At 67.5% G+C, this 24,673-nt stretch carries 25 protein-coding genes and 2 pseudogenes; 11 read left to right on the top strand and 16 right to left on the bottom strand.

All coding sequences use genetic code 11. The features are described from left to right. Positions 1–6: 6 nt before the first annotated feature. Together L2C96_RS35960 and L2C96_RS35955 are read left to right on the top strand one after the other, a co-directional pair. Positions 7–1,005 carry a permease gene (locus L2C96_RS35960; protein WP_237339365.1) on the top strand — a complete coding sequence of 333 codons (999 nt, stop codon included), beginning with the start codon at positions 7–9 and terminating at the stop codon, positions 1,003–1,005. Continuing rightward, positions 1,002–1,757, top strand: a complete 756-nt coding sequence (locus L2C96_RS35955; protein WP_237339364.1) for a TIGR03943 family putative permease subunit — start codon at positions 1,002–1,004, stop codon at positions 1,755–1,757. The genes L2C96_RS35960 and L2C96_RS35955 overlap by 4 nt, the downstream gene beginning before the upstream one ends. Before the next feature lie 49 nt (positions 1,758–1,806). Here L2C96_RS35955 and L2C96_RS35950 read toward each other — a convergent pair whose 3' ends face one another. Further along, a complete protein-coding gene (locus L2C96_RS35950; RefSeq protein ID WP_272883737.1) occupies positions 1,807–3,168 on the bottom strand; it encodes an MFS transporter in 1,362 nt (453 codons plus the stop codon). Between the two features lie 142 nt (positions 3,169–3,310). Here L2C96_RS35950 and L2C96_RS35945 point away from each other — a divergent pair, with 142 nt between their 5' ends. Further along, positions 3,311–4,081 (top strand): AraC family transcriptional regulator, encoded by a 771-nt coding sequence (locus L2C96_RS35945; protein ID WP_237339362.1) that lies wholly within the window; start codon positions 3,311–3,313, stop codon positions 4,079–4,081. Positions 4,082–4,124: 43 nt separating this feature from the next. Here L2C96_RS35945 and L2C96_RS35940 read toward each other — a convergent pair whose 3' ends face one another. The 5 genes from L2C96_RS35940 to L2C96_RS35920 all read right to left on the bottom strand — a co-directional run bounded on the left by L2C96_RS35940 (position 4,125) and on the right by L2C96_RS35920 (position 8,475). Next, the gene (locus L2C96_RS35940; protein ID WP_237339361.1) at positions 4,125–4,412 is read right to left on the bottom strand and encodes a hypothetical protein; all 288 of its coding nucleotides are present in this window, start codon (positions 4,410–4,412) and stop codon (positions 4,125–4,127) included. A gap of 417 nt (positions 4,413–4,829) precedes the next feature. Beyond that, entirely contained in the window at positions 4,830–5,642 is an 813-nt protein-coding gene (locus tag L2C96_RS35935) for a sodium/calcium exchanger protein (RefSeq protein WP_237339360.1), read from the bottom strand. Further along, a complete protein-coding gene (locus L2C96_RS35930; protein ID WP_237339359.1) occupies positions 5,618–6,163 on the bottom strand; it encodes a calcium:cation antiporter family protein in 546 nt (181 codons plus the stop codon). Before L2C96_RS35930 ends, L2C96_RS35935 begins: the two co-directional genes overlap by 25 nt. Before the next feature lie 574 nt (positions 6,164–6,737). Then, positions 6,738–7,897 (bottom strand): IS3 family transposase gene (locus tag L2C96_RS35925; RefSeq protein WP_237339358.1). Its coding sequence is split into 2 segments (ribosomal slippage): positions 6,738–7,609 and positions 7,609–7,897, totalling 1,161 coding nucleotides; the frame shifts between segments, so codons are not numbered across the junction. A 38-nt stretch (positions 7,898–7,935) separates the two neighbouring features. Then, positions 7,936–8,475, bottom strand: a complete 540-nt coding sequence (locus L2C96_RS35920) for a transposase (protein ID WP_237339357.1) — start codon at positions 8,473–8,475, stop codon at positions 7,936–7,938. Positions 8,476–8,542: 67 nt separating this feature from the next. On the opposite strand from L2C96_RS35920, the pseudogene L2C96_RS35915 reads away from it, so the two are divergent. Further along, positions 8,543–9,824 (top strand): annotated as a pseudogene (locus L2C96_RS35915) (IS256 family transposase). 14 nt (positions 9,825–9,838) lie between these two features. Here the strand turns inward: L2C96_RS35915 and L2C96_RS35910 are convergent. Continuing rightward, positions 9,839–10,402 carry a transposase gene (locus L2C96_RS35910; RefSeq protein ID WP_237339356.1) on the bottom strand — a complete coding sequence of 188 codons (564 nt, stop codon included), beginning with the start codon at positions 10,400–10,402 and terminating at the stop codon, positions 9,839–9,841. A 153-nt stretch (positions 10,403–10,555) separates the two neighbouring features. Here L2C96_RS35910 and L2C96_RS35905 point away from each other — a divergent pair, with 153 nt between their 5' ends. After that, positions 10,556–10,924 (top strand): ArsR/SmtB family transcription factor, encoded by a 369-nt coding sequence (locus tag L2C96_RS35905; RefSeq protein ID WP_237339355.1) that lies wholly within the window; start codon positions 10,556–10,558, stop codon positions 10,922–10,924. Between the two features lie 520 nt (positions 10,925–11,444). On the opposite strand, the gene L2C96_RS45430 is transcribed toward L2C96_RS35905, so the two are convergent. From L2C96_RS45430 to L2C96_RS35885, 5 genes and pseudogenes are all read right to left on the bottom strand, one after another. Further along, positions 11,445–11,609: a MerR family DNA-binding transcriptional regulator gene (locus tag L2C96_RS45430; protein ID WP_372491304.1), complete on the bottom strand. Its 165-nt coding sequence runs from the start codon at positions 11,607–11,609 to the stop codon at positions 11,445–11,447. Positions 11,610–11,708: 99 nt separating this feature from the next. Then, on the bottom strand, positions 11,709–12,359 hold the full coding sequence (locus L2C96_RS35900) for a DedA family protein (RefSeq protein ID WP_237339354.1): 651 nt from the start codon (positions 12,357–12,359) through the stop codon (positions 11,709–11,711). A 168-nt stretch (positions 12,360–12,527) separates the two neighbouring features. Beyond that, complete coding sequence (locus L2C96_RS44845) at positions 12,528–13,265, bottom strand: L,D-transpeptidase (RefSeq protein WP_272883735.1); 738 nt, start codon at positions 13,263–13,265, stop codon at positions 12,528–12,530. A gap of 40 nt (positions 13,266–13,305) precedes the next feature. Next, a pseudogene (locus L2C96_RS44840) lies at positions 13,306–13,446 on the bottom strand (Ig-like domain-containing protein); the annotation flags it as partial. Continuing rightward, complete coding sequence (locus L2C96_RS35885) at positions 13,443–13,667, bottom strand: hypothetical protein (RefSeq protein WP_237339353.1); 225 nt, start codon at positions 13,665–13,667, stop codon at positions 13,443–13,445. The gene L2C96_RS35885 and the pseudogene L2C96_RS44840, both read right to left, overlap by 4 nt. 184 nt (positions 13,668–13,851) lie before the next feature. On the opposite strand from L2C96_RS35885, the gene L2C96_RS35880 reads away from it, so the two are divergent. The 4 genes from L2C96_RS35880 (at position 13,852) to L2C96_RS44835 (ending at position 19,401) form a co-directional block, all read left to right on the top strand. Next, positions 13,852–16,155, top strand: coding sequence for a heavy metal translocating P-type ATPase (locus L2C96_RS35880; protein WP_237339391.1), 2,304 nt, complete (start codon positions 13,852–13,854; stop codon positions 16,153–16,155). Between the two features lies 1 nt (position 16,156). Continuing rightward, positions 16,157–17,161: a cytochrome c oxidase assembly protein gene (locus tag L2C96_RS35875; RefSeq protein WP_237339352.1), complete on the top strand. Its 1,005-nt coding sequence runs from the start codon at positions 16,157–16,159 to the stop codon at positions 17,159–17,161. Between the two features lie 62 nt (positions 17,162–17,223). Continuing rightward, positions 17,224–19,125, top strand: coding sequence for a bifunctional copper resistance protein CopD/cytochrome c oxidase assembly protein (locus L2C96_RS35870; RefSeq protein ID WP_237339351.1), 1,902 nt, complete (start codon positions 17,224–17,226; stop codon positions 19,123–19,125). A 12-nt stretch (positions 19,126–19,137) separates the two neighbouring features. Continuing rightward, positions 19,138–19,401, top strand: a complete 264-nt coding sequence (locus L2C96_RS44835; protein ID WP_308191215.1) for a signal peptidase II — start codon at positions 19,138–19,140, stop codon at positions 19,399–19,401. Here the strand turns inward: L2C96_RS44835 and L2C96_RS35860 are convergent. The 4 genes from L2C96_RS35860 to L2C96_RS35845 are packed head-to-tail and all read right to left on the bottom strand — an operon-like array spanning position 19,398 to position 22,065. Next, positions 19,398–20,015: a vitamin K epoxide reductase family protein gene (locus L2C96_RS35860; RefSeq protein ID WP_237339350.1), complete on the bottom strand. Its 618-nt coding sequence runs from the start codon at positions 20,013–20,015 to the stop codon at positions 19,398–19,400. The genes L2C96_RS44835 and L2C96_RS35860 overlap by 4 nt on opposite strands. Continuing rightward, complete coding sequence (locus tag L2C96_RS35855) at positions 20,012–20,692, bottom strand: DsbA family protein (RefSeq protein ID WP_237339349.1); 681 nt, start codon at positions 20,690–20,692, stop codon at positions 20,012–20,014. Before L2C96_RS35855 ends, L2C96_RS35860 begins: the two co-directional genes overlap by 4 nt. Before the next feature lie 24 nt (positions 20,693–20,716). After that, positions 20,717–21,490 (bottom strand): cytochrome c biogenesis CcdA family protein, encoded by a 774-nt coding sequence (locus L2C96_RS35850; protein WP_237339348.1) that lies wholly within the window; start codon positions 21,488–21,490, stop codon positions 20,717–20,719. Then, complete coding sequence (locus tag L2C96_RS35845; protein WP_237339347.1) at positions 21,487–22,065, bottom strand: TlpA disulfide reductase family protein; 579 nt, start codon at positions 22,063–22,065, stop codon at positions 21,487–21,489. The genes L2C96_RS35850 and L2C96_RS35845 overlap by 4 nt, the downstream gene beginning before the upstream one ends. A 698-nt stretch (positions 22,066–22,763) precedes the next feature. On the opposite strand from L2C96_RS35845, the gene L2C96_RS35840 reads away from it, so the two are divergent. Both L2C96_RS35840 and L2C96_RS35835 read left to right on the top strand, forming a co-directional pair. Continuing rightward, the gene (locus L2C96_RS35840) at positions 22,764–23,420 is read left to right on the top strand and encodes a methyltransferase family protein (RefSeq protein ID WP_237339346.1); all 657 of its coding nucleotides are present in this window, start codon (positions 22,764–22,766) and stop codon (positions 23,418–23,420) included. A 3-nt stretch (positions 23,421–23,423) separates the two neighbouring features. Then, a complete protein-coding gene (locus L2C96_RS35835; protein ID WP_237339345.1) occupies positions 23,424–24,359 on the top strand; it encodes a cation diffusion facilitator family transporter in 936 nt (311 codons plus the stop codon). Positions 24,360–24,673 lie beyond the last annotated feature (314 nt).

Raw genomic sequence — 24,673 nt, 5'->3', positions numbered from 1 at the left:
GGATCGGTGACGGCACCCGCCCGAACCAAGTGGCGGCGGGGATCGACCGGGTCCCTCCGGGTGCTGTGCGTGGTGCTGCTCGTGGCACTGCTGGCCCAGAGCTACCTGGTCGACCTGTTCGACGTGGCGGCGTTGCGAACCGGGTCGACGGTGTTCGTCGCAGTGGTGGTGCAGGCCTTGCCCTTCCTGGTTCTCGGAGTGCTGCTGAGCGGGGCGATCATGGCGTTCTTGCCCGCCGAACGCCTGCGACGACTGCTTCCGCGCCACCCTGGGCTCGCGATTCCGGTCGCGGGTTTGGCGGGGGCCGCGCTGCCGGGATGCGAGTGTGCGTCGGTGCCGGTCGCACGCCGGTTGATGCAGAATCAGGTGGCCCCTGCGGTGGCACTTGCGTTCTTGCTGGCCTCACCGGCGATCAATCCGGTCGTGCTGGTGACCGCGGTTGCCTTCCCGGGGCGGCCGGAGATGGTGCTCGCCCGATTCGGAGGGTCGCTGACCACGGCCGTCGTCACGGGCTGGTTGTGGCAGCGGTTCGGCCGCGTGGAGTGGATCGCGGAGCGGGCGCTGAGCCGCCTGTCCGGGCCGGTCGGCGGATCCCGCTGGCGGGTGTTCACCGAGACGGCACGGCACGACCTCGTCGAAGCGGGTGGGTTCCTCGTCATCGGCGGGCTCGCCTCCGCCGTGCTCAACGTCGTCGTCCCGCAGACCTGGCTGGGCACCCTGGGTGGGAACCTGGCGCTCGGCGTGCTCGTGATGGCCGTGCTCGCTGTCGTCCTGGCGCTGTGCAGCGAGGCAGACGCCTTCGTCGCAGCTTCTCTTTCCGCCATCCCCCTGGTTCCCAGGCTCGTTTTCCTGGTAGTCGGCCCGGCTGTCGACCTCAAGCTCATCGCACTGCAGGCCGGGACATTCGGCCGCCAGTTCGCCCTCCGGTTCGCGCCGCTGACGTTCCTGGTCGCCATCGGATGCGCTGTTGCGGTCGGGCTGCCGCTGCTGGGGAGTGGCCGATGAAGCGGGAGACGCAGAACGTACTTCTGCTCCTGGTCGGGGGCGCTCTGATCAAGATCGTCCTCGACGCCGGCTACCTGCGCTATGTCAGGCCGGTCATGGCGCCGTGGTTGCTGGCCGCTGGCACCGTGATCGTCGCGCTGGCAGTGATCGCCATCGTCCGGGACATCCGGGATGCTCGCCCGATCCCAGCCGGGCAATCTGGGTCGTCTCCAGGCCCGGCCTGCGCCGATGAGCACCATCATGCCCCACGAAGCCCGTGGCTTCTCCTCGTCCCCGTCCTGGCCATCTTCCTCATCGCCCCTCCCGCGCTGGGCTCCGACGCGGTCAACCGCGCCGGAAACCGCACCGTGGCCGCCCCCGGTCCGGACACCACGCGCCGCGTCCCGTTCCCACCTCTGCCGCCAGGCGAGGTCGTCCCGATGCGCTTCACCGACCTCATCACGCGCGCCGGGTGGGACAGCGCCGGGACGCTCGACAACCGCACCATCCAGGTCACCGGCTTCATCGTCCGCAACAAGGCCGGCGCCCCGTTCCTCGCCCGCATCGTCATCAACTGCTGCGCCGCCGACGCGTTCCCCCTCCACGCCCGGCTCGCCGGCGACAACCTCGACCACTACCGGGACGACCAGTGGCTGACCGTCACCGGAACCGTCGCACCCAACACCGCGAACGAAGGCAACCGCTACACCCCGACCTTGATCGTTCACGGCGCTCGGCCGATTGCCGCCCCGCAGGACACGTACGAGTACTGACGCGTAGGCCGGCATCGCATCGCTCCGAGAAGCCGTTCGGCGATGGAGTTCATGCCACACCTGGTGCTTCGGTCCGCAGCAGCGCAGCGATGAGCACTGCGCCGAGTGCCAGGATGGCCGCGGCGACGGTGAGCGCGGATGAGAAGCCGTCCTGTCGCTCGGCCACCGCCACCAGAACCGCCACCCCCAGCGCGCCGCCGACCTGTTGCACGGAGCTGAACAGGGCCGACCCGAGGCCGGCATTCTCTGCGGTGGTGCGCGTGACCGCGGCCGCCGTCAACACCGGCAGGCTCAGCCCGCACCCCAGACTCGTGACGAGCATCCCGGGCAGGACGCCGGATGCATACGAATCATGCGCTGCCACGCCGGACAGCAGCAGCAGTCCGCCTGAACTGATCAGGAACGACAGGACCAGCGCCCACCGCACTCCCAATGTGGTCACGGCGCGCGTGGCGATCCGCATCCCCAGCAGGATGCCCGCGCCGTAGGGGAGGTAGGCAACACCAGCTTGGAGCGGGTCGTATCCGAGCACGGTCTGTAGGTGGATCATCAGCAGGAAGGCCATCGCGTAGAAGGCTGCCGAGAAGACCAGGGTGGCGCCGTTGGCGACCGCGCGGGTCCGATCGGCCAGCAAGGCCCCCGGCACGAGAGGTTCTGCTGTGCGAGACTCCACCAGCAGGAAGCCGGCAGCCAGGACCGTGCCCACGACCAATGGGGCGATGACGGTCAGCTCGGCCCAGGACGATTCCCCGACCTGCAGCAGGCCGTAGACCAGGGTGATGACCGCGGCGGTGCCGAGAAGTGCGCCCGGTACGTCCAGAGGTGCCCGTCGGCCTGCCCGGCTCTCGGGGATGAGGCGAGGAAGCAGTACGAGAGCCAGCGCCGCCACCGGCAGATTGATCAGAAAGATCCACCGCCAGGAGGCGAGGCCGGTCAGCACGCCCGGGACCATCAGGCCCGTGGTGCCGCCCAGTGCAGCGATGCCGCCCCAGATCGCCAGTGCTCTGGTGCGTTCTCCGGCGCCGGGGAACAACAGGGTGATCATGGACAACGCCGCTGGGCTGGCCAGCGCCGCACCGGCGCCCTGGGTGAACCGCCCGGCCACGAGCTGCCAGGGCTGTTGGGCAAGGCCACAGGCGAGACTGGCCGTACCGAACAGTGCCACTCCGGCGAGGAAGACGCGCCGCCTGCCCAGCAGGTCGGCAGTGCGGCCGGCCAGCAGCAGCAATCCGCCGAAGGTCAGGAAGTACGCGTTGACGACCCAGGCCAGTCCTGTCGTGGTGAACCCGAGGTCGCCGCGAATGCTGGGGAGCGCGACGCTCACCACGTTGTCGTCCAGCACCACCATGAACTGGACGAAACACAGCACGGCCCACGCGGCCCCGCGGCGGTTCCGCGCGGGCGGTGTCATGACCGCGGTCCTGTCGCTGAGTGCGGTATGGGCGAAGCGGCGGTCGGCAACGGGTTGATCAGCACCATTCCGAAGCTATGGTTGACGCCGCCCGGCCACAATCAGCGACGAGGCCAGAGGATGTCGAGTTGAGGACAGACGCATGGATCGCGTGATCGAGGCCGGTGACACCACCGTTCCAGCAGGTGCGGGAGTGATCGTCGTCGGGCAGTTCCCGTTGGCGTCAGGGGAGTGGATCGCACCCCACAGCCACACGCATCACCAATTGGCCTGGACGCGGAGTGGCGTGCTCAGCGTGGCCGTCGGCGACTCGTACTGGGTCCTGCCGCCCACGCGTGCGCTGTGGTTGCCGGCCGGTGTTGTTCATCGCACTGGCGCCACCCGGGACGCGACGCTGTGCAGCCTCTACCTGGACCCCGCGCGATGCGCTCTCAATTGGACGGAGCCCACCGCGGTTGGCGTCGACGGTCTGCTGGCGCACCTGTTCGCCTACCTGGCCCGTGACGGCCTCTCCGATGACGCACGGCTGCGGGCCGAAGGTGTGGTGCTCGACCTGCTGCACCCCCTGCCGGCCTTGCCGATCGATGTCCCGCTTACGGTGGACGAACGCGTCCGCGCCGTGGCCGACGCCCTGCTCGCCGATCCGGCTGACTCGCGGAGCCTCGAGGCCCACGCGCGCGCCGTCGGGGTGAGCCGGCGAACCCTGTCCCGGCTGTTTGTTCGCGACACGGAGATGAGCTTCGACCGGTGGCGCACCCACATGCGGCTGCGGGCGGCCCTGCCGCTCCTCGCGGAAGGACGCCCGGTCTCCCAGGTCGCGCACACTGTCGGGTACGCGAACGCGAGCGCCTTGATCGCCGCGTTCCGTCGGACGGTCGGCACCTCCCCGGGCCGTTACCTGCACGGCTCCTGAAACGGGTTTCGGGTTCCCCGACTTGGGGTCAAGTAATGCGGTCCTATTGCCCGACCTTCCCGCATTGGCCGTCGAGCTTGTGCCCGAAGAACGCGTTCTCGTTCGCGGACTGTATCGCCCTGAAGGTGCTTTGTTCCGAGTGCGACCCGACGCCCGGAGTTTGACCGATTGGATCGGCGACGTCGCCGAGCGGGTGGTGGGCGTCTGCGGTCGGGTTGGCGCAATCGGCGGACTCCACAATCGGATGAATTGTTGCGGACGCGGCGCCGGTCATCAGTCCGAACGACAACGACAGGGCGGCGGCGAATGCGAGAATTTTGCGCTTCATCATGGCTCACCTGATTTCCGTGCGCTGGCAACGTCTCACTATGCGCCCGTCGATGCGGGTGGGGCAAGGGTGGAGTGCGCTCCGTCGTTCACTTGTCGCGACCGGTTGTGGATTTTGAATTACCGACGAAACGACGGGGAAAAGTGTAATTCGCGAACTGTGGAAGGAGGCTCGGGTCCCTGGTCGACTCGAGGTGGAAAAAAACCTATTTGCGCTCGGTGTCTGTGAGGAAGTCTGGTCAGCCGACGTTGTTGTGGCGTTCGAGGAGAACGGTGTTTGCCAGGTGCTGTCGCGCTGGGCCATGATACGGCGGACCGAGAGCGCGAGCGCCTGTCGACCACCCACCGCGCGCTCAGCTTCGGCTGGGGCGGCAGCGCAGCCTCTCCTCGGCCGCGATCTGCGGCGCCGGCCGCGACGCCCCTACCCCCGAGGTCGACCTCGTCCGCGCAGTCGAGGCTGCGGTGCGCTGAGGTGATGATGCGGTCCAACCACCGGTTCATCCGCCGCGGGCCGACTTGGGGCTGTGGATGTCACGCCTCCTCGAACCTGCTCGTTCCTGCTCCGGAAACCGTACGGGGCGAGTGCAACCCTCCTGGACACAGCGTGAGCAGCGTCGAGCAGGCTGGCGTCGCTGGCTCCACGGTGCGTGGTGGCCACCTGGTCGGACGTGCCGGTCGCTTCCTGCTCCGCGCGGCGCCGGAAGGGGGCGGCCAGTGTCGGCAGGATGTGTCGGCGATTGTTCACCAGCGCCACCAGGGTGAGGACTGCGTAGATGCCGGCTAGGACGTAGCGGGCGGCATGACCGGGCACCGCGAACTGGACAGCGAACAGCCCAAGCAGGGTCCAGGCGGCCCAGCGCGGGAACCGCAGCGCGAGCAACGCGGCGACCCCGAGCAAGGTCTGAGTGGCGGTGAGCAGAAACTCCTCGACCTGCCGGCCATCCAGACTCAAGGCTGCGGTACCGCCGCCGGCGAAGTACGCGAGCGGCAGACTGCCCACCAGCAGGGTCCACTGGTTGACCTTGCTGGAGATCAGGGTGCCGATCGCGTCGGCACCCTTGCCGCGCAACGCGAACAGGATAGCCACAATAAACTCCGGCGCCTCCGAGGCCAGCGGCGCCAGCCACTGCACCAGTAGGAACTGGTCGATCCCCAGCTGCGTCCCGGTCGCGATCAGAGCGTGTGCGAAGGGCTCGGCGCAGTCCACGATCACCAGCGCGGCGAAGGCGAACATCCCCACCACAAGGGCGCGGCGGCCCCGCTTCGGAAGTTGCGCGATGGTCGACCGACCAGATGCGGTTCACCGGACTCGGCGCGGGAAACCTTCCACAGGTAGAACACGAAGAACCCGAGCAGCGCGAACCCCAGCAGCAGAGGAATCTGGCCGCTGACGGGGATCAGGAACGCCACCACCGAGGCGATCGCCAGGAAGCCCAGCTCCACCCGGTAGCCGGGCTCCAGGACCAGTGCACGCACGGTCTTGCCGCTACGGCGCGTGGCCAGCGCCAAGGTGACGAGTACGACCACCGACCAGCCCAGGCCCAGTAACAACCGGTTTGACCCGGTCATGTTCGCCGCGGCGTAGGCCACGGAGTCCGGATTGGACCCGGCGGTGTAGGCAAAGTACAGGTCCACCGCGTATTCCGGCAGCACCGCGATCACGGCAAGGATCGCAATCGCCAGCCCTCCGGAAATGTCGACCTGCGCGGCCTCCGCCGCCCAGGCGAGCACGAACGAGGCCGCGACCACTGCCATACCGATAACCGCAGCACCAACGCTGGAATGGTCAACGCGACACACAATGCCAGCGGCCGCAGCAGCTTGCCGAACATGAAACAGGTCCTCCCGGTAGCAACCGCGCTGACCGAGACATCGCGGAATGGGCTCGGGCAGTCGGTACCAGCAGCTGGCCGAAGGTCTCGCCCACCAGGCGCCACAGCGTCGGGCCCCGCCACCGGAGACCCGGCGGCGGTCTCAGCGTGTCGGCGGCGGGCTAGCTTGAGTTTTAACCTGTTCGGCGTGGTCGGGGCGTGCTCGACTTGGTCTTCGTGGATGTCGTTGAGGTGACGACGTGCACGTCATAGCGGATGGCTGGCCGGTTGTTGCGGCGGCCGGGTGGCCGTCCTGGGTCGGCCCGTGTTGGTTTTGGTGCATTGGCGGGAGAGCCGGCGTGTGCGCGTAGGTGCCGAAACCCGCGACGAACCCGGGCCGGAGTGAGCCGGCCCGGTGGTGCGGGTTTCTCCCAGGGGCGCCGTAGATCCGCGGCCAGCCGGCGAGCCAGCCGGAGGGGACTGCCCAGAGTTCGGTTGACCCCGGTTTTGTGGGTGGGTCAGGCCGCGTCAGCGGCGTTGAGCAGTGTCTCGAACTCGATCGGAGTCAGTCGCCCCAGGGTGTGTTGGCGGCGTCGGCGGTGGTAGGTGGTCTCGATCCAGGTGACGATGGCCAGGCGTAGTTGCGCTCGGGTGGGCCAGCGTCGGCGGTTGAGCACGTTCTTTTGCAGGAGGCTGAAGAAGGATTCCATCGCGGCGTTATCGGCGCAGGTTCCGACTCGTCCCATTGATCCGCGCAGCCCGGCCGCGCGCAGCTCGCGCTGGTAGACGTGTGAGCGGAACTGACTGCCGCGGTCGGAGTGCACCACGGTCCCGGCCGGTTCGCGCAGCGTCACGGCGTGGCGTAGCGCGGCGACGGCAAGGTGGGAGGTCATGTGGAAATCGATGGAGTAGCCGACGATCCGTGTGGAGCAGGCGTCTTTGACCGCGCAGAGGTAAAGCTTGCCCTCGCCGGTGGGATGTTCGGTGATGTCGGTCAGCCAGAGCTGATCGGGCCGCTGGGCGGTGAACTCGCGACGGACGAGGTCATCGTGCACGGGTGGCCCGGGGCGTCGGTGGCGCCCTCGTTTGCGGGCGTGCACTGACCACAACCGCTGCTGGGAACACAACCGGCCGACGCGGTTGCGTGAGGCCCGCCAACCCGTGGCGGCGAGTTCGTCGGCGATGAACCGGTAGCCGAACTCGGGGTCATCGTGGTGGATGTCGATTGCGGCGTTGATGAGATGGGCGTCGTCGTAGTCGCGGTCACTGACCGGTTTGACCTTCCACTTGTAGAAGGCCTGCTTGGAAAAGCCCAGCACCCTGCAGGTCACCGTGACGGGGATGCCGTCGCCGGCGAGGTCGAGGACCAGCGGGTACATCATTTTGGGAGCACGTCACGCGCGAAGTAGGCGGTCGCGCGGCGCAGGATCTCGTTCTCCTGCTCCAGCTGCTTCGTGCGCCTGCGCAGCTCCCGGTTCTCCACCTCCAGGTCCCCGTGCGGGGCTGAACTCGGGCGGTCGGCGCTGACACCATCCTCGCGGTCGGCGATCTTCAGCCACCGCGACAGGCAGGACTCCGAGATTCCGAAACTCCTCGCGACCTGCGCGACCGACTGGTCGCCCTGACGGGCGACCGCGATCACGTCACGACGGAACTCCTTCGGGAACGGCTTCGGCACGATCCTCATCCTTCCAGCAAGGCCGTCGGCCTCACAGATCAGGAGTCAACCGAAGCCTGGGCAGACCCGAGTTGGGTGTAGGCGGCCAGGACCAGCCAACCCCACCGGTCGGCCTGTTCTGGTGTGCGCAGCTTCGGGCGGGTCCAGCCGAGCGTCTGTTTGAACAGCCGGAACGTGTGCTCGATATCGAATCTGCGCAGGAACGCCTGCCAGAGCAGATCGACCGCGCCGATGTCCAGATCGACGCGGGAATGCCATAACCACACTGGTTTCGGGATCGCTCCGGACGGTAACCGGTCCACCTGCAAACGAACCACGGTGCCCTCCAGAATCGGCAGGGGTCCGACGTGTGTGGTCCAGGCGGTGCGGTGTGTCAGCCGGGGATGCAGCCGGTTCCAGGCCCGGACGATGGCGGGACCGTAGAGACGGGTGTCGGCGTCGATAGCGACGTCGGGTTGGCCCCAGGTGGCCGGAACGCCGAAGGCGAACTCGCTGCCGTGGCGGCGCGGCCGGCCCACCGTGTGCGGGGTGTGGGGCGGGGTCGAGCGGCGCAGGACCCGGTCCGACGGCCGTGTCATGACAACCGTGTAAGCCGCGGATGGACCAAGATCGGATCGCCTGACGCGATCCAGAAAGGTTCCATCTGTGACCGAGGACACATCTGCTCAGGCTGGGGATTCCGCGGCAGGCAAGGCGCTCGCGGGCGCGTTGTCGCCGGAGGCACTTGATGCGCTGGTGAAAGACGCGTATGCCAACGGTGGGGCGCTGGGTGCGCAGGAATTGCTGAATCGTATGACGAGGGCGGTTCTGGAGCGGTCGCTGGAAACCGAGATGACGCATCATCTCGGTTGAGAAAGGTGACCCTGCCGGTAACGGGAGTGGTAACTCGCGCAACGGCAAGTCGACGAAAACAGTGTCCACGACAAACGGCCCGGTTGAGGTGTCGGTACCGCGGGGCCGGAATGGCTCGTTCGAGCCGGCGATCGTTCCGAAACGCGCCCGTCGGCTCGGCAATATCGACGAGGTGATCCTGTCACTGTATTCACGTGGCATGACCACTCGCGATATCGAATCCCATCTGCGCGAAGTATATGGGGTGAACGCGTCGCGGGAACTGATTTCCAACGTGACCGAGGTGGTCACCGATGAGATCGCACTGTGGCAATCCCGACCCTTGGACGAGATGTATCCGATCCTGTATGTGGACGGGCTGCGGCTGCGGGTCAAGGACAAGGGTGTGGTCACCACGAAGGTCGGCTACCTGGCCGTCGGCGTGGACGTGGAGGGCCGCAAACACGCCCTCGGGCTGTGGATCGCGGACACCGAGGCGGCGAAGTTCTGGGCCAAGGTCGTCACCGACCTGCGCAACCGTGGCGTGAAGGACATCCTGATCGCCTGCTGCGATGGGCTGACCGGGCTGCCGGACGCGATCCGCAGCGTGTTTCCCGACACCGGGATCCAGACCTGCGTGGTGCACGTGATCCGCAACGCCATGCGCTTCATCTCCTACCGCGATCGAAAAAAGGTGGCCGCGGGTATGCGCGAGATCTACACCGCCCCCACACTCGAGGCCGCCGAGATCGCACTGAAGAATTTCGACAAAGAATTCGGCACCCAATACCCGGCCGCGATTCAGGTATGGCGACACGCCTGGAATGACTTCACGCCATTTCTCGACTATCCCGCCGAGTTGCGTCGCGTCGTCTACACCACCAATCTGATCGAGAACATCAACTTCCAACTACGCAAACTCACCAAGAATAGCGGACATTTCGACAGCGACACCGCCGCGATAAAACTTCTCTACCTCGGTCTCCGCAACATCACCAGCCATCGAGGCGGACCATCGGGAACAGGAACATGGGGCTGGAAACAAGCACTCAATACCCTCGTCACCCTCTTCCCCAACCGTATACCACTCCACTAGAATAAGACAAGAAATCATCCGTGGCTTACACGGAAATCGTGACAGGGCCGGGTCCGACCGCATCTGCACCAGCACCGCCACGGGCAGGTCAGCCAACTGGAAGGCCAAGCGTGGCCCGTCGTAGCCGCGTCGGCCACGATCAGGATCTCGCGGTCACCGGGCTGCCAGTGCCCGCGGTTGATCAGCCCGGTGACGACCCGGCGGAGTTGGTCGGCGGTGACCGTGGCGGCGTCGGCCCAGGGTTCCAGGCGTTGGATGTCCACGGGCGCGGTCCAGGAGCTGCGGCCGGTTTCCAGCGCGACCACGACCGAGTAGGGCCAGCCGGGAATCGCCAGATGCTGGTTACGGTTGCGGCCGTAGGCGTGACACATGACCCGTTCTGGCGCGGTGTGCGCCTCGGGCCGGAACCAGCAGGTGATATCCACCGCCAGCACCAGCCGGCCGTCGGCCGCTCTGGGCAGCGGCCCGGCCAGGATGGCACCGCGCAGCCGAGCGACGTCGATCCGGCCGTGGGCCAGGCCCGCATACAGCCCGCCATGGCCACGGCGATGCTCGGCGAGTAGGGACAACTCCGGCAATGACCGCACCGGTCCCTCGGCACACAACACCACAACGAAACCGGAGGGAAGGTTAAGGCGTACCGAAGGGAACTAGCTAGCTTGAGTTTTAACGTCTGGGGTGCTGCGTGGACCCGCGACAGAAAGACGATCCGACCAAGGGCTCCGCCAGCGGTGACAAGGGACGCCGATTACGGAAGACTCGAGATCGCCATGCCGAACTTTGCCCACCGGGCCACCACAGAAGCGGCCATCACCAGGGCCGCGGCGGAGCCATCGGCGCCTCAGATCGCGGCCGCCGCAGCAACGTTCGCGCTGCTGTCCAGCCCGCCGCGGCTATATCTGGTGTGGCTGATCACACATGGCTCCTACGACGTAGGCACCCTCGCAAAGCGGGTCGGCATCAGCATCGCCACCGCCAGCCAGCACCTGGCGAAGCTGCGCCTGGTCGGCGTCGTCACCGCGCGGCGCGAAGGCCGCCGACACCTCTACGCCTCAGCCAACTCAAACAACGCGTCCGCCCGTCGGGTCAGGCACCGATAGAACTCGCCTCGGAAGCAGACAAGATCCCCGGACGCGCTACCCCCACCCGGATCGCGCACACTGATCATCTGAAAGTCTCGGCCGCCGATGCGTTCGTAGCCGTCGGGTCGCGCGTTCGCCCGAGCGCTGGATCCGGGGACGATGTTGTTCGACGTCGTGAACTACCTGGACTCATGCGGCGGTGACGTGCTCCTGCACGGTGCTGGAGCTGGATCGCCCCGCAAGGGCACACACGGCTCACTGAACTTCGGCACGTCCTGGCGCAGCGGCCAGCCGTGAACGACCTGCCTGCTGAGTTAGCAGCCGACATCCAGCTTTGTTGAACTGCCCCGCTCGCCGCGATCCACCCACGCCTACCCGCAGAGGCGCTGGATCAGCGATCTTGTCCTCCGGCGTCGCAGTCTTCCGGCACCCCTCGGTCAGGGGTAGCAGTTCCCGGATCTCATCGAGATTAGCGTTCAGTTCCTGCGCCGTTTCACGAATCGCACCGTCGCCGCCGGGTAGACCGCTCGCGGTAGCCCTAGTCCGCCCGTGGCGGCTCGGTGCTTAGGCCACGGCGCTCGTAGTACCGCAACGTCTGCGGGTCCACCCCTGCCTTGGCCGCTACCTCACTGCTCCGCGTCCCCGGCGCCGCTTTCTGTTTGAGGTGGGAATTCCGGCCGTGGAGGGTATGGCCTGCTGTCATTGCGTGGTGTGGCGACCGACGAGGTCTGCAAGGTCGACGGGCTCCTCACTCGGGATGGTCTGCCCTGAGGGTGAGCATCCGAGCGCGCGGTGCCCTGACTCACTCGGCATCCGGGTCCATGGTGCGCTGTTCGAGCTTGCCCATCGCATTCTTCTTCCATCGCAGCAGGAAGAAGACCGCGACGGCGGCCAGCACGCCGACCACGATCAGGCCGCCGGTGCTGATCAAGCTCTCGATCCGCTTGGCCGCCTCACCGAGTGCGGCACCTAGGCTGATGTGCAGCAGGGACCAGCTGATTGCGCCCGCGGTCGCCGCGGGGAGGAACTTCCGGAACTCCAGTCCCGACGTCCCCGCCGCGGCAGGCGTCAGCGTCCGGATCACCGGCAGGAACCGGGCGAAGAACACCGCCCACGCGCCCCTGCGGTGCAGCACGTCGGTCGCCTTGTCCCAGGCGTCCGTGCCGTACTTCTGGATCAGCTTGGTCTCGCGCAGCCGTGGCCCGAACTTCCGCCCGATCGCGTAGCCGAGCGAGTCGCCGAGGATGGCGCACACCGCCACCACCGCCCACAGGATCAGGAACCGCGGCGCGGTGTTGGCGGTGGTCGCGGCGACCAGCAGTCCCGACTCGCCGGGGGCGATGAAGCCGAGCCCGATGGTGCACTCGGCGAACACGAGTGCGCCGGTCGCGCCGACCAACGCCGGCTGCGGCAGTGCCTGCAGCCATTCCAGGATGTCGGTTACCACCGCCACGTGTGATCCCCTGTCCGTTTATGCGCCGGTAGCTTGCGGAGAGGGAGACGGTTTCGGTGTCGTCTCCGCGGGACTGAGACCGCCGCACGCCAAGCTTAACCAGCATGCCGGCGCCGCACTCATGGTAGCCGGGGTGGGTTGTGGAACCGAATGCAGCGAGTGCCGGGGTCAGCGTCCCTGTAGCCACTGTTCCCAGGTGAACCGCCAGTCGGTCCAGCCGTCGCCGGGCTTGATCTGTTCGCCGGTGTCGCTCACTTCGACGACATCGCCTCGGTGTGAGTTCTCGTAGAACCACTTGGCATTCGCGGTGCTCATGTTGATGCACCCGTGTGAGACGTTCGTTCTGCCCTGATCGGCGACGGACAAGGGGGCCGAATGCAGGAACTGGCCGGAATTGGTCAACCGCAGGGCATATTGCACCGTGGTGCGGTACCCGCCGGGCGAGTCCGCCGGAACCCCATAGGTGGAGGAGTCCATCGTGTATGGCGACTGCACGGTCATCACCAGGAGCGTCCCGGAGACACACTTGGCCGTGGGCTTGCCGGGACTGACCGGGGCGGTCAGGACGAGTTGACCGTCCTTGTAAGCCCGCAGTTGCTTGTCCTTGTCGGACGCCTTGGATATTATCGCGGGCCCGGTCTGGAAACTGATCCGCCGGTCCGTCTCGCCGTAGATCCCGTCGCCCAGTGTGACACCGCCGAGGTCGATGTCGAGGGTGATCTTGTTGTAGGCGGGCCGATACTCCTTCGTGCGGTAGTGCACTTCGTCGTCTCCGAACCACCGCCATGCGCCCTCGGCTGGCTTGTCCGAGGCGACCTTGAGCCCTCGTTCGGCCGCCGCGTGGTCCTTCACCGGTTGGGAGAATTTGATGATGATTGGGGATGCCGACTCCTGTCGTCTCGCCATCGAGCGGAATGACGGAGGGGTAGGCGAGTGCCTTCGGGGTTTCGGTCATGAAGGTGCTGGTCCCGGTCACGGTGGCACCGTCCCCACTCGAGCCGGTCCAGGTCATGGTGTACAGCATGGAGTATACCAGCTTTCCGGTGGCGGTCCAGGTATCGCCTGACGGGCTCAGTTCACCGCTCACCGGCTTGCCTTCTCGTCCATCAGGCTCACGTTCCGCAACGTCGAGCCCTTCGCGGACACCATGACCGGATCACCGGGCGCCAGGTCCCTGGCGCCATCGGCGGGCTTCGCCTCGACCGCTGCGGATGGGCCGGCCTGGGAGGGAGACCCGGAGTCGGTGGCCGGGCTCGTGGAAGAACCGGTGCACGCGGCGAGGAACACGCCCGCGATGCCGATCACCACCGCGACGCCATGAGCATCTGAAGTCCCCCTTCTGTCACGGACGTAGCCCCTCTACTGGGTGACATAGTAGAAATCTCCTGGCGCTCTGTGAGGGGCGGACACCTGCGAGCGCAACGGCTCCTCCTCGGTTCTACTATGAGAATTCGTTGAACTGCGCGAGCAAGGAACGGAGCGTCTGGCGATGATGCGACTTGGGCTCGCCCTACCCCCCGGCCAGCCCGACGCGGACGCGGATTTGCGGGAGGTCGAGCTGTCGGTGTCGGGGATGACCTGCGCTGCCTGCGCGGCTCGGGTGGAGCACCGGTTGAACCGGCTGGACGGCGTACGGGCGACGGTCAACTTCGCCACGGGCCGAGCCCAGGTCACCGCCGCACCGGCGGTCGGGGACGAGTCGCTCGTCCGCGCGGTGGTGCAGGCGGGTTACGATGCCGAACTGGTCGAGCCTGCTCGCCTGGGTGACACCGATGACGGCGACAGCGGCCGTGCTCGCGACCTCTGGCGCCGTTTGATTCTGTCGGTGGTGTTGTTCGTGCCGCTGGCCGACCTGTCGATCACATTCACCGTGCTGCCCCAGTGGCGTTTCACTGGCTGGCAGTGGCTGCTTATCGGACTCGCCGCGCCCGTCATAGGCTGGGCGGCGTGGCCGTTCCACCGCGCTGCTGCCCGGAACCTGCGGCGCCGGGCCGCTTCGATGGATACGCTGGTTTCGCTCGGGATCACCGCCTCTTCGGCATGGTCGGTCTACGCGATGTTCGTTCAGGCCGAGCGTCCGTCGCCGGTGTCCGGCGTGTGGCTCCTGCTCCGCTCCGAGGGGGCGATCTATCTGGAGGTGGCCGCGGGCCTGACCGCGTTCGTGCTTGCCGGCCGGTACTTCGAGGCGAAGGCCCGCCGCAACGCCGGCAGCGCTCTGCGGGAGCTGGCGGCGCTGCAGGCCAAGAACGTCACGGTCGTCCTGGCTGACGGTGCGCGACGATCCGTGCCCATCGGGGAGCTTCGGGTCGGGCAGCGTTTCCTGGTCCGTCCGGGCGGCACCATCGCCACCGACGGGCGTGTCGTCGAAGGGCGGGCTGCTGTCGATACCAGCACGATGACCGGTGAATCGGTGCCCGTCGAAGCGAGCGAGAACACCGAGGTCGTGGGGGGCACCGTGGCACTCGACGGGACTCTCGTCGTCGAGGCCACCCGAATTGGACGGGACACCCAGCTTGCTGCGATGTTGCGTCTGGTGTCGCAAGCGCAGAACGGGGATGCCCGGGTGCAACGGCTGGTGGACCGGATCTCCGCCTTCTTCGTGCCCGCAGTGCTCGTGCTTTCGGTCCTCACGCTGGTCGGCTGGCTGGCCTTCGGAGGCTCGGTCGAGCGGTCGTTCAGCGCCGCGCTCGCCGTGCTGGTGATCGCATGTCCGTGTGCGCTGGGACTGGCTACGCCGACCGCATTGATGGTGGCATCCGGTCGTGGTGCTCGCCTCGGCGTCTTCATCAAGGGCTACCAGGCGATGGAGTCCACCCGCACGATCGACACGGTCGTGTTGGACAAGACCGGAACCGTCACCACGGGCCGGATGTCCGTGGTCGACGTGCAGCCGACCGAGGGGGCCTCCCGCGCGGAGGTCCTCCAGCTGGCCGGTGCGGTCGAGGACGCCTCCGAGCACCCGATCGGCACCGCTATCACCTCGGCTGCCCGAAGCGAGCTCGGCGAGCTCCCGTCGGTCAGCGGTTTCCGCGCGGAGCCTGGGCTCGGGGCTTATGGTGTGGTTCTAGATCACGAGATCGTCGTGGGGCGGGCGACGCTGTTCACAGAACGTGGTGTCCGGCTTCCGCGCGTGATCGAGAACGCGCGCGTCGCATGGGAGCGGCAGGGGCGCACTACGGTCGTCGTCAGCAGGGACAGCGAGGTCATCGGGCTGCTTGCGGTCAGTGATCTGGTGAAGCCCTCGGCCGCACCCGCGGTGGCCGAGCTCCACCGGCTCGGGCTGCGCACCGTGCTGCTGACCGGCGACAACGAGGAGACTGCCAGGGCCGTCGGAGCCGAGATCGGAATCCAGGAGGTTGTCGCCGGGGTGTTACCCGGCGACAAGGCTCGCGAGGTCGCCAGGCTGCGGGCCGAGGGCCATACCGTGGCGGTCGTGGGGGATGGGGTGAACGACGCGCCGGCGCTGGTCACCGCGGACCTCGGCATGGCCATCGGGGCCGGGACCGACGTCGCGATCGACGCCGCGGACCTCATCCTCGTCCGTGACGAACTGACCGTGGTGCCGGACGCCGTCAGGCTCGCGCGGGCCGCGCTATGGACCATTCGGGGCAATCTGTTCTGGGCTTTTGGTTACAACGTCGCCGCGCTCCCACTGGCGGCGGCGGGTCTGCTCAACCCGTTGATAGCGGGAGCAGCGATGGCGGTGTCGTCTTTGTTCGTGGTGTCCAACAGCCTCCGGCTGCGCAAGTTCTCGCCCGCGGCCGTGCCGTCGTCCGCCGACCAGGTGGTGCAGTGACATGGTGACCGCTTCTGTGCTGGCGTCGATGCCCCCGGCGGATCCGCTTCCGCTGACGCCGGTCCGGATGCTGACGAGCTGGACCTTGGACCCGGTGATGCTGGTCCCACCGGCGGTGGCGGCCGCGCTGTACGTGCACGGTGTCCGCGCCCTGCGCCGGCGGGGTGACGGGTGGGAGCGTCATCGGACCGTCTACTGGTTCGTCGGCCTCGCGATCGTGTTCCTGGGAACCTCGTCGTCCCTGGGTGTGTACGATCGAGTGTTGTTCTCGGTGCCCGCGATCCAGCACATGCTGTTGCAGATGATCGCGCCGGTGCCACTCGTGCTCGGTGCGCCGATGCAACTAGCGCTGCGTACCTTGCCGAAGCGGTGGCGCAATGTCCTCTTGGTCGTCATCCACAGTGGCCCGGCCCGGTTCGTCGCGCACCCCGCAGTCACGTTCACCCTGTTCGCCGCCACCCAGTTCGTCTTCTACTACACCGGGCTGTACGAGAGTGCGTTGCGCAACACCTGGACCCACGACTTCACCCACGTGCACTTCGTTCTGACCGGGTTCCTGTTCTATTGGTCCCTGCTGGGAGTGGATCCGGTGCCACACCGGCCGCCTTTCGTGTTCCGATTCCTGCTAGTGGTGGGCCTCGCCCCGATTCACATCCTGCTCGGCATCCCGATCATGATGATGGACACGTTGCTCGCCGGGGACTTCTACCTCACGCTCGCCCGTGACTGGGGACCCGCACCGCTCACCGACCAGCACATCGGTGGCGCCATCCTCTGGGCATTCGGCGACGTGTCCGCGGCCGTGCTCGTCGGCGCGTTCATCCGTCAGTGGTACCGGTCCGACGAGCGGGAAGCACGCAGGATGGACCGGCAGCTCGACCGGGTGCAGGGCCAGAGCCAGACCGTGACTCCGTGGTGGCTGCTGGACGCCGACGACAGCCGCGCCGAGGTGCTCGGCCCCCAGCGTGACTCGGAACGGACTGCTTCGCGACGGCACCGGCGATGACCGGGCGCCACGGGAGTCGTCGGATCGCCCTGGTGAGTGGTGCTGGACTGCTGCTGGGACTTGTGCTCGCCGTCGTCCTCGTCCTGCGCAGCGGCGGCGGGGGCTATGGGGCGCTGGGGTATTCCGATCCCGGCGCCGTGACGAAGGTCTGCGCGTACGTACTGCGCTTCGTCGTCGACGTCGCCAGCGCGGTGGCCGCGGGCTCCCTGGCGTACGCCTTGTTCTTCACGGCGTCCGAGCCGAACGGACGGTTGTCACCGGACGGGTGGGCGGCCACCTGGGTCGCCGGCTGGGCGGCCTGGCTGTGGTTTGGCGGCATTGTGCTCATGATGCCCTTCGACATGGCGGACGCGATCGGCGTCCCTGTCTCCGAAGTGCTTGGCCCCGTCGACTTCGCGGGCCTGTTCATGGCGCTGTACGAACCGCGCGCCTGGTTGGCGTCGGCGCTTGTCGCGCTGGTGGTCGCGGTGGGTTGCCGGGTCGCGCTGCGGTGGCGCGCGGCGCTCGGGCTGGCGGTTCTCGCGGTGCTCGGGCTGCTGCCGCCAGTCGTCAGCGGCCATGCGTCCTCCGGAGCGGCGCACGACTACGCGATGAACAGCATGGCGTTCCACGTAGTCGTGGCCGGCCTCTGGTTCGGGGTGCTGGTCGCGCTGAGCCTCCACCTCCGGCGGGGCACCGGGCAGGTCGAGGTCGCGGTGGCCAGCTACCAGCGGTTCGCCACTGGTTGCTGGATCCTGATCGCTGCCTCAGGCATTTTCGTCGCGTTGCTTCTCACACCACCGGCGGCGCTGGTGACGACCGGTTATGGACGACTGGTGCTGCTCAAGGGCGTGGCCCTGGTCGCCGTGGGAGCGCTTAGCGTGGTCGCTCGGAGTCGGGCGGTACGAGACCGGCCCCACCGACTGGTGCGTCTCGCCGCCACTGAAACCGCCGTCTTCCTGGTCACCTTCGGTGTGACGATGGGCATGGTCCAGGTATCTCCGCCCGCGGTTTTCGGCCCGGAACTCAGCCCCGTCGAGATCGCCGTCGGCTACTCGTTGCCAGGTGCGCCGAACCTGCTGAACCTGCTCACCACCTGGCGGCTCGACCTCGTGCTCGGCCTGCCCGCGCTGGTCGCCGCGGCGGTCTACCTCCTGGGGGCGCGTCGGCTGCGCTGGCGAGGCGAGCGCTGGCCGCCCGGGCGGACCACCGCGTGGCTCACCGGGTGCGGACTGGTGTTCGTCGCGACCTCGTCCGGGGTCGGGGCCTATGCGCCTGCCGGGTTCAGTGAGCACGTGAGCTCACACATGGTGCTCGGCATGCTGGCCCCGCTGCTGCTGGTGCTCGGTGGGCCGCTCACGCTCGCACTGCGTGTGCTTCCCGCCGCGGCAACGGGAAGGGCACCTGGCCCTCGTGAGTGGCTGGTCGCGGTGGTCGACTCGGGGATGGTGCGGGCCCTGTCCCACCCGGCCGTGGCCGCGGGTCTGTTCGTCGCCTCCTACTACCTGCTCTACTTCACCGGGGTGTTCGGGTGGGTGATCGACGAGCACTGGTCCCGGATGGCGCTGAACGTCTTCGTGCTCGCGGTGGGCTATCAGTTCTATTGGATCGTTGTCGGCATTGACCCGTCGCCGCGGCGGTTCCCCCACCTGGGACGACTGGGTCTGGTGTTCGCCGTCATGCCCTTCCACGCGGTGTTCGCCGTCATCGTGATGACGATGCGGACGGTGATCGCGGAGAACTACTACCGGACGCTCACCCTGCCCTGGTTCAGCGACCTGCTCGCCGACCAGCGTTTGGCGGGGATCATCTCGCTCGTTGCCGGTGAACTCGGGCTGGTGGTCGCCCAGGTCGTGCTGCTGGTCCAGTGGTACCGGTACGACCGGCTGGTCGACTTCCGCGGCGCCCCCACGGGGGAGGAGGACGAGGAAACTATGGCCTATCGGGCGATGCTCACCAAGCTCAGGCAGAGCCGGAGTGGCTGACGAGCCGCTGACTTGCGCCATCGCCGGACCGGCCCTTTGGTAACGAATTGCAGAATCGGTTCCGGTCTCCGGAGGTGGACCGCCCTGGCCGCGGTGCTGGCCGGGGCGGTCGGCAACCTGGCTGACCGGGCGGTGGACGGTGTCGTGACCGACTACCTGGACACCGGGTGGTTCCCCACCTTCAACCTCGCCGATGTCTTCATCACCGTAAGTGCTGCGGTACTGGTTCTCGCCAGTCTCCGCAACACCGAGGACAGCCACCGGTCGGCTCGTTAGACCAGGGTGATCCAGTAGTCCCAGAACGCTGCGAGCACGGCGATCCCGATGATCAGGTACCACGCGGTGATGATGAGGCCGTGATAGGCAGCCAGCATGTTCACGGCCGCCCGGGGTGCACGCAGGTGGCGCTGTCCCAGGTTGTGCACTGTGGTGTACCAGAAGATCGGGATCGTGACCGCCCAGACGACCATACAGTACGGGCACAGGGCGCCGATTTCGTACAGGCTCTGGTAGATCAGCCAGTGGACGAAGACGACGCCGAGCGTGGTGCCGGCCTGCAGGCCGAGCCAGTACCACTGGGGCAGTGACGCCCGGGCGAGGAGGACGACCCCAGTCGTCACGACCACGGCGAAGCCGGCGATCCCCAGCAGCGGGTTGGGAAATCCGAACACCTCGGCCTGCGCGGCGCGCATGATCGAGCCACAGCTGAGGACGGGGTCGATGCTGCAGGAGGGCACGTAGTCCGGGTCTCGCAGCGAGGCGATCTTCTCGATGGTCAACGTCACGGAGGCGGCCAGCCCGACCAGGCCCGCGACGGTCAGCAGCCAGGGCAGCAGCCTGGTGGTGAACGCCGAGCGCCGGCCTGTCGGTTCAGTCGTGGCGGTGGTCACCGGGCCAGCTCCTGGTCGATCGCGGCCTTCAGGCCCTGGTAGGTGGGCCTGCCCTGGAAGACCGAGCCGTTGATGAAGAAGGTCGGTGTGCCGCGCACCCCCAGCGCGGTGCCGTCGGCCTGGTCGCGGCGCACCCGGTCAGCGACCTCGGGGCTGTCTAGATCGGACTCGAACCGGGCAATGTCCAGGCTGAGCTGGCGGGCGAAGCCGAGGAAGGTGTCCCGATGCGACACCTGCTGGTCTCCCCACTGGGGTTGGTTGATGTACATCAGCTGGTACATCGGTTCGAGCTTGCCCTGCCTGCCCGCAGCCTCGACGGCACGCGCGGCCAGTTCGGCGTTGCGGTGGCTGCGGATCGGGAAGTAACGCATCACGAACGTGACCCGGTCACCGTACTCGGCGCGCAACTGCTCCACGCCGGGGAAGGCAGCGCCGCACGCCTCGCACTCCAGGTCCAGGAACTCCACGACCGTGACCTTGCCGTCCGCCGCGGAGGTCAGGCGGTGGCTGTCCGGCCGCACCAACATCGATTGCGCCTCGGTCGGCAGCGAGTCGGCGGACGAAACGGCCTCTGTGGACGGAACCTGGCGGCCGGTGCCGTTCACTACCAGGAGAATCCCGGCGACCACCGCGACAACGGCGACTACGACCAGTGAAAGCTTCGTGTTTCGTGTCATGACGGGGGAACCTTTCGAGGAATGTCAGAGCAAGGTGGTGAATCCGGCTATCGGGCTACGCAGAGCCGCCACGAGCGAGCCCCACAGCCCGGTCACGAGCAGCAACCCGACCGTCAGCAGAAGAACGCCGCCGATGACCTGCACGCCCCGGGTGTGGCGTCGGAGGAAGCCGGCGGTGCCGACCGCCCAGCGGGCACCCAGCGCCAGGAACACGAAGGGCAGTCCGAGCCCGAGGCAGTAAGCCAGCACGAGCAGCAAGCCCCGCCACAGCGCGGGACCGGCCTGAGAACCGCTGGCCAGAGCGATGACACCGGCGAGCGTGGGACCCAGGCACGGTGTCCAGCCGAGTCCGAACACCGCGCCGAGTGCGGGAGCGCCCCAGATGCCGCGTCGTGGACGATGCCGGATTCGGAACTCCCGCTGCAGCGCGGGGATCAGCCCCAGGAAGGCCAAACCCATCGCGATGGTGACGACACCGCCGAGGCGCTGCAGGAGGTCCTGGTTCGTCAGCAGCGCGTCGGACACGCCGAGCACGGTCAGCACCGCTGCGCAGAAGATCACGGTGAAACCGAGGACGAACAATAGCGCGGCACCGGCCACCCGCCAGCGGTCCCGCCGAGCCGCGCCGGCGTCGGCGACGTCGCCCGGGTCCGTGCCGACCAGTCCCGCGAGGTAGGCCAGGTAGCCGGGCACCAGCGGGATACAACACGGTGAGGCGAAGGAGATGATGCCTGCGGCCAGCGCGACGAGCGTGGCGAGGACGAGCGGTCCCGAGATGGCGAGATCGGTCAGGTTCACGGCAGACCGCCCGGGACGGAGGGCTCGACCGCGACCCGGTCGACGACCGGCTGCAGGTGTGTGTCCAGGAGCGCGGTCAGGAAGATCGCCGCCACGCGATGCTGACGATCCAGGACGATCGTGGAGGGCACGACGTTGCGGGGAAAGCCCCGCAACGCCAGCAGAGTCCGGCCGGGCGGATCATAGAACGACGGGTACCCGACATTGAGGTTGCGCACGAAGTCCTCAGCGGCTCCACGCATCTCGTCGCGGACGTTCACCCCGAGAAACTGGACGCCCGAGTCGCGGGTCCGGGCGAACACCCGCTCCAGATCGTCTGCCTCGCCCCGGCATGGACCGCACCACGAACCCCAGATGTTGAGGACGACGACCTTCCCCGCGTAGTCGGACAGGCTCAGCCGGCGTCCCGGCTCGGTAAGGCTCTCACCGGATATCTCCGGCAGCTCGCCCCGCTGCTCCGGGGGATCGTAGAAGATCCTCGTCTGCCCGCCCGGCGCGACGAACTCGAACGTGCTTCCCGGGACCACAGCATCGGAGCCCGTGCCGCAGCCGGTCACAGCCAGCGCGGCGAACACCGCAACCACCGCGGTACGTGACCGCGCACGACGCTTACGGGGGAAAAATGCGCGCACAGAAGAACTCCAGTGCTCGTCGGAACGTGAGCAAGTTCGATAGCCGGGTCACCGCGCGCCAGTGCCAGGCGCGTCAGGACGAGCGCAGAACCGGCTTACGTCCGGCGCACGCAGAGCTGTTCGAGACTGGAGACGCGGGACGAAACCGTACGGGGTAGCGCTCGGTGCGCGGGGACGGCTCGAGTCAGCGCCGCACCGAAAGAGCGCAGCCTTGTGAAGACAAAGAGGACGGCCATCAGGACCATCAGGCAGGCACCGAGAGCGTCGTCCACCCCGTCCGATCGCCCGTCCTCCTCCAGCCCCGGGGCGACGGTAGCCGTGACGGAGGACTGAACGACGATCGAACCCACGGTGTCCGCGGCAGGAAGACACGGACCGGGGTTGCCGGTGGTGCACGACGAGTCCTGGAACAAGGCGACCCCAGCGACGATCGCCAGCACCGCGACGAGCCGCGCGAACGCCGTTCGCGGGATCGGGCGAGGCCTCGCAGTGCCAGGCACGCCCTTCAGGGTACCGCGCGGGGCACTGTGCTCGCATGCGGCCCGTCCCAGTTGGGCGGTTCGCCCCGTGGCGGCTTGCGTCGGCACGAGAGCCGATATATAAATACATAGTAATTCATGCATGTATTGACGGGAGCTGACGTGGACGACAAGACGCTCGGGGGTATCGCCCTCGCGACGATGGTGGCGTTCCTGGCGGTGGCGTTCGGGTTGCGCGCGGTCCTGCATCACCGCCGAACCGGCACCACGGGCTTTCACGGCGTGAGTGGCCGTCCGGGTTCGGCGGAGTGGTGGGGAGGGATCTCGTTCGTGCTCGCGCTGGTACTGGGACTCGTCGCGCCGGCCGCGCAGTTGTCCGGCGCGGTGGCACCACTGGCGTGGTCGCGCTCTCCGGTGGTCACCATCGCCGGTGGCGCGCTCGCCCTCGCGGGTATCGTGCTGACCCTTGCTGCTCAGCATGCCATGGGGTCGTCTTGGCGCATCGGCGTGGCAGCGGGGGAGGCGACCGAACTGGTGACCAGCGGACCGTTCGCGCTCGTGCGCAATCCCGTGTTCACCGCCATGATCACCGCGGCCGCCGGGCTGGTGCTCCTTGCTCCCAACTTCGTCGCGCTCGTCGGCCTGGTGATGCTCGTTCTGGCCGTGCACTTGCAGGTCAGGCTCGTGGAAGAGGCTCATCTGCGGGCGACTCAAGGCCAGGGCTACCTCGCCTACGCTGAGCGCGTCGGCCGGTTTCTGCCGGGCATCGGCCGCCTCCGCACCAATCCCACGAACAACACCGCGGCAAGGAAGGTGTGAACGATGGCACAGGGCCACGGCCACGGCCACGGCCACGGATCGGCGGCTGCCTACGCGGGCAGCGCGTCGGGCAGGCACGTCCGGCGGCTGACGGTAGCCGCCGGACTCGGGTTGGTGACGTTCGTGACTCAGGTGGTGGTTGGCCTCACCACATCGTCGCTGGCACTTCTGTCGGACTCAGCCCACGTCTTCACCGATGTGTTCGGTATTTTCATGGCACTCGCGGCGATCCTGGTGTCGCGCCGAGCCCGGACGCGGCCGGATCGGACGTTCGGCCTGTACCGGTCCGAGGTTTTCGCGGCGCTGTTCAACGCCTTTCTGCTGTTCGCGGTCGCCGGCTGGGTGCTCTACGAGGCGGTCGACCGGCTCGCGGAACCGCCCGAGGTGCCGGGGCTGCCGGTGACTGTCGTCGCGCTGGTCGGGCTGGTGATGAACGTCGCAGCGTTCCTCCTGCTGCGGTCGGGCGCTCAGGAGAGCCTGAACGTGCGGGGCGCCTACCTCGAGGTCATGGCCGACATGCTCGGCTCGGTCGGCGTGCTGGTCAGCGGTTTGGTCACTCTCATCTTCGGCTGGCGCTACGCCGACCCCGTCATCGGCGTCGCGATCGGGTTGTTCGTGTTGCCGCGGGCGTTCTCGCTCGCCCGCCAGGCGCTGCGGATCCTGCTCCAGCATGCGCCCCAGCGGATCGACGTCGAGTCGCTGACAAACGACGTCCGCGCGTTGCCGGGGGTGAAGGACGTCCACGACGTCCATGTGTGGACGCTCACGTCCGGTATGGAGGTCATCTCGGCCCATCTGACCGCGAGCGGAGAGGCCGATCCGGCCGCCGTCCTGCAGGACGCGCAGGCGTTGCTCGCCGAGCGGTACCACCTCGAGCATGCGACGCTGCAGGTGGAGCCCGAGGATGCCGACGGTCACTGCGGGAACCCGAACTGGTAGGCGAACACGACCTTGAGGTGGTGGTTCAGGATTTCGGCGGGTCCGCCCGGTGATGAAGATGCCTCACGACGGTGCAACTTACGCCATAGCTACTATGCAGGCTCGTTATCGCTGGCTGGGAAGCCTGGGGATGTCGGAACGTGTCCAGCCGTTCGGCGCGGGCCGGTGTAGGAAGTCAGGGAGGTCTGCATGACGACTGTGGCGCCCCGTCCGGTGGCAGTCGAACCTGCGAAGCGACCCAGGGTCAACGGCGGCTTGTTGCTGCGGTTGTTCCGCACGACAGACCACAAGCAGATCGGCATCATGTACCTGGT

The organism is Amycolatopsis tucumanensis (genome assembly GCF_021654135.1).
GTDB classification, from domain to species: domain Bacteria; phylum Actinomycetota; class Actinomycetes; order Mycobacteriales; family Pseudonocardiaceae; genus Amycolatopsis_E; species Amycolatopsis_E tucumanensis.
This window is presented reverse-complemented; position numbering and strand designations above follow the sequence as displayed.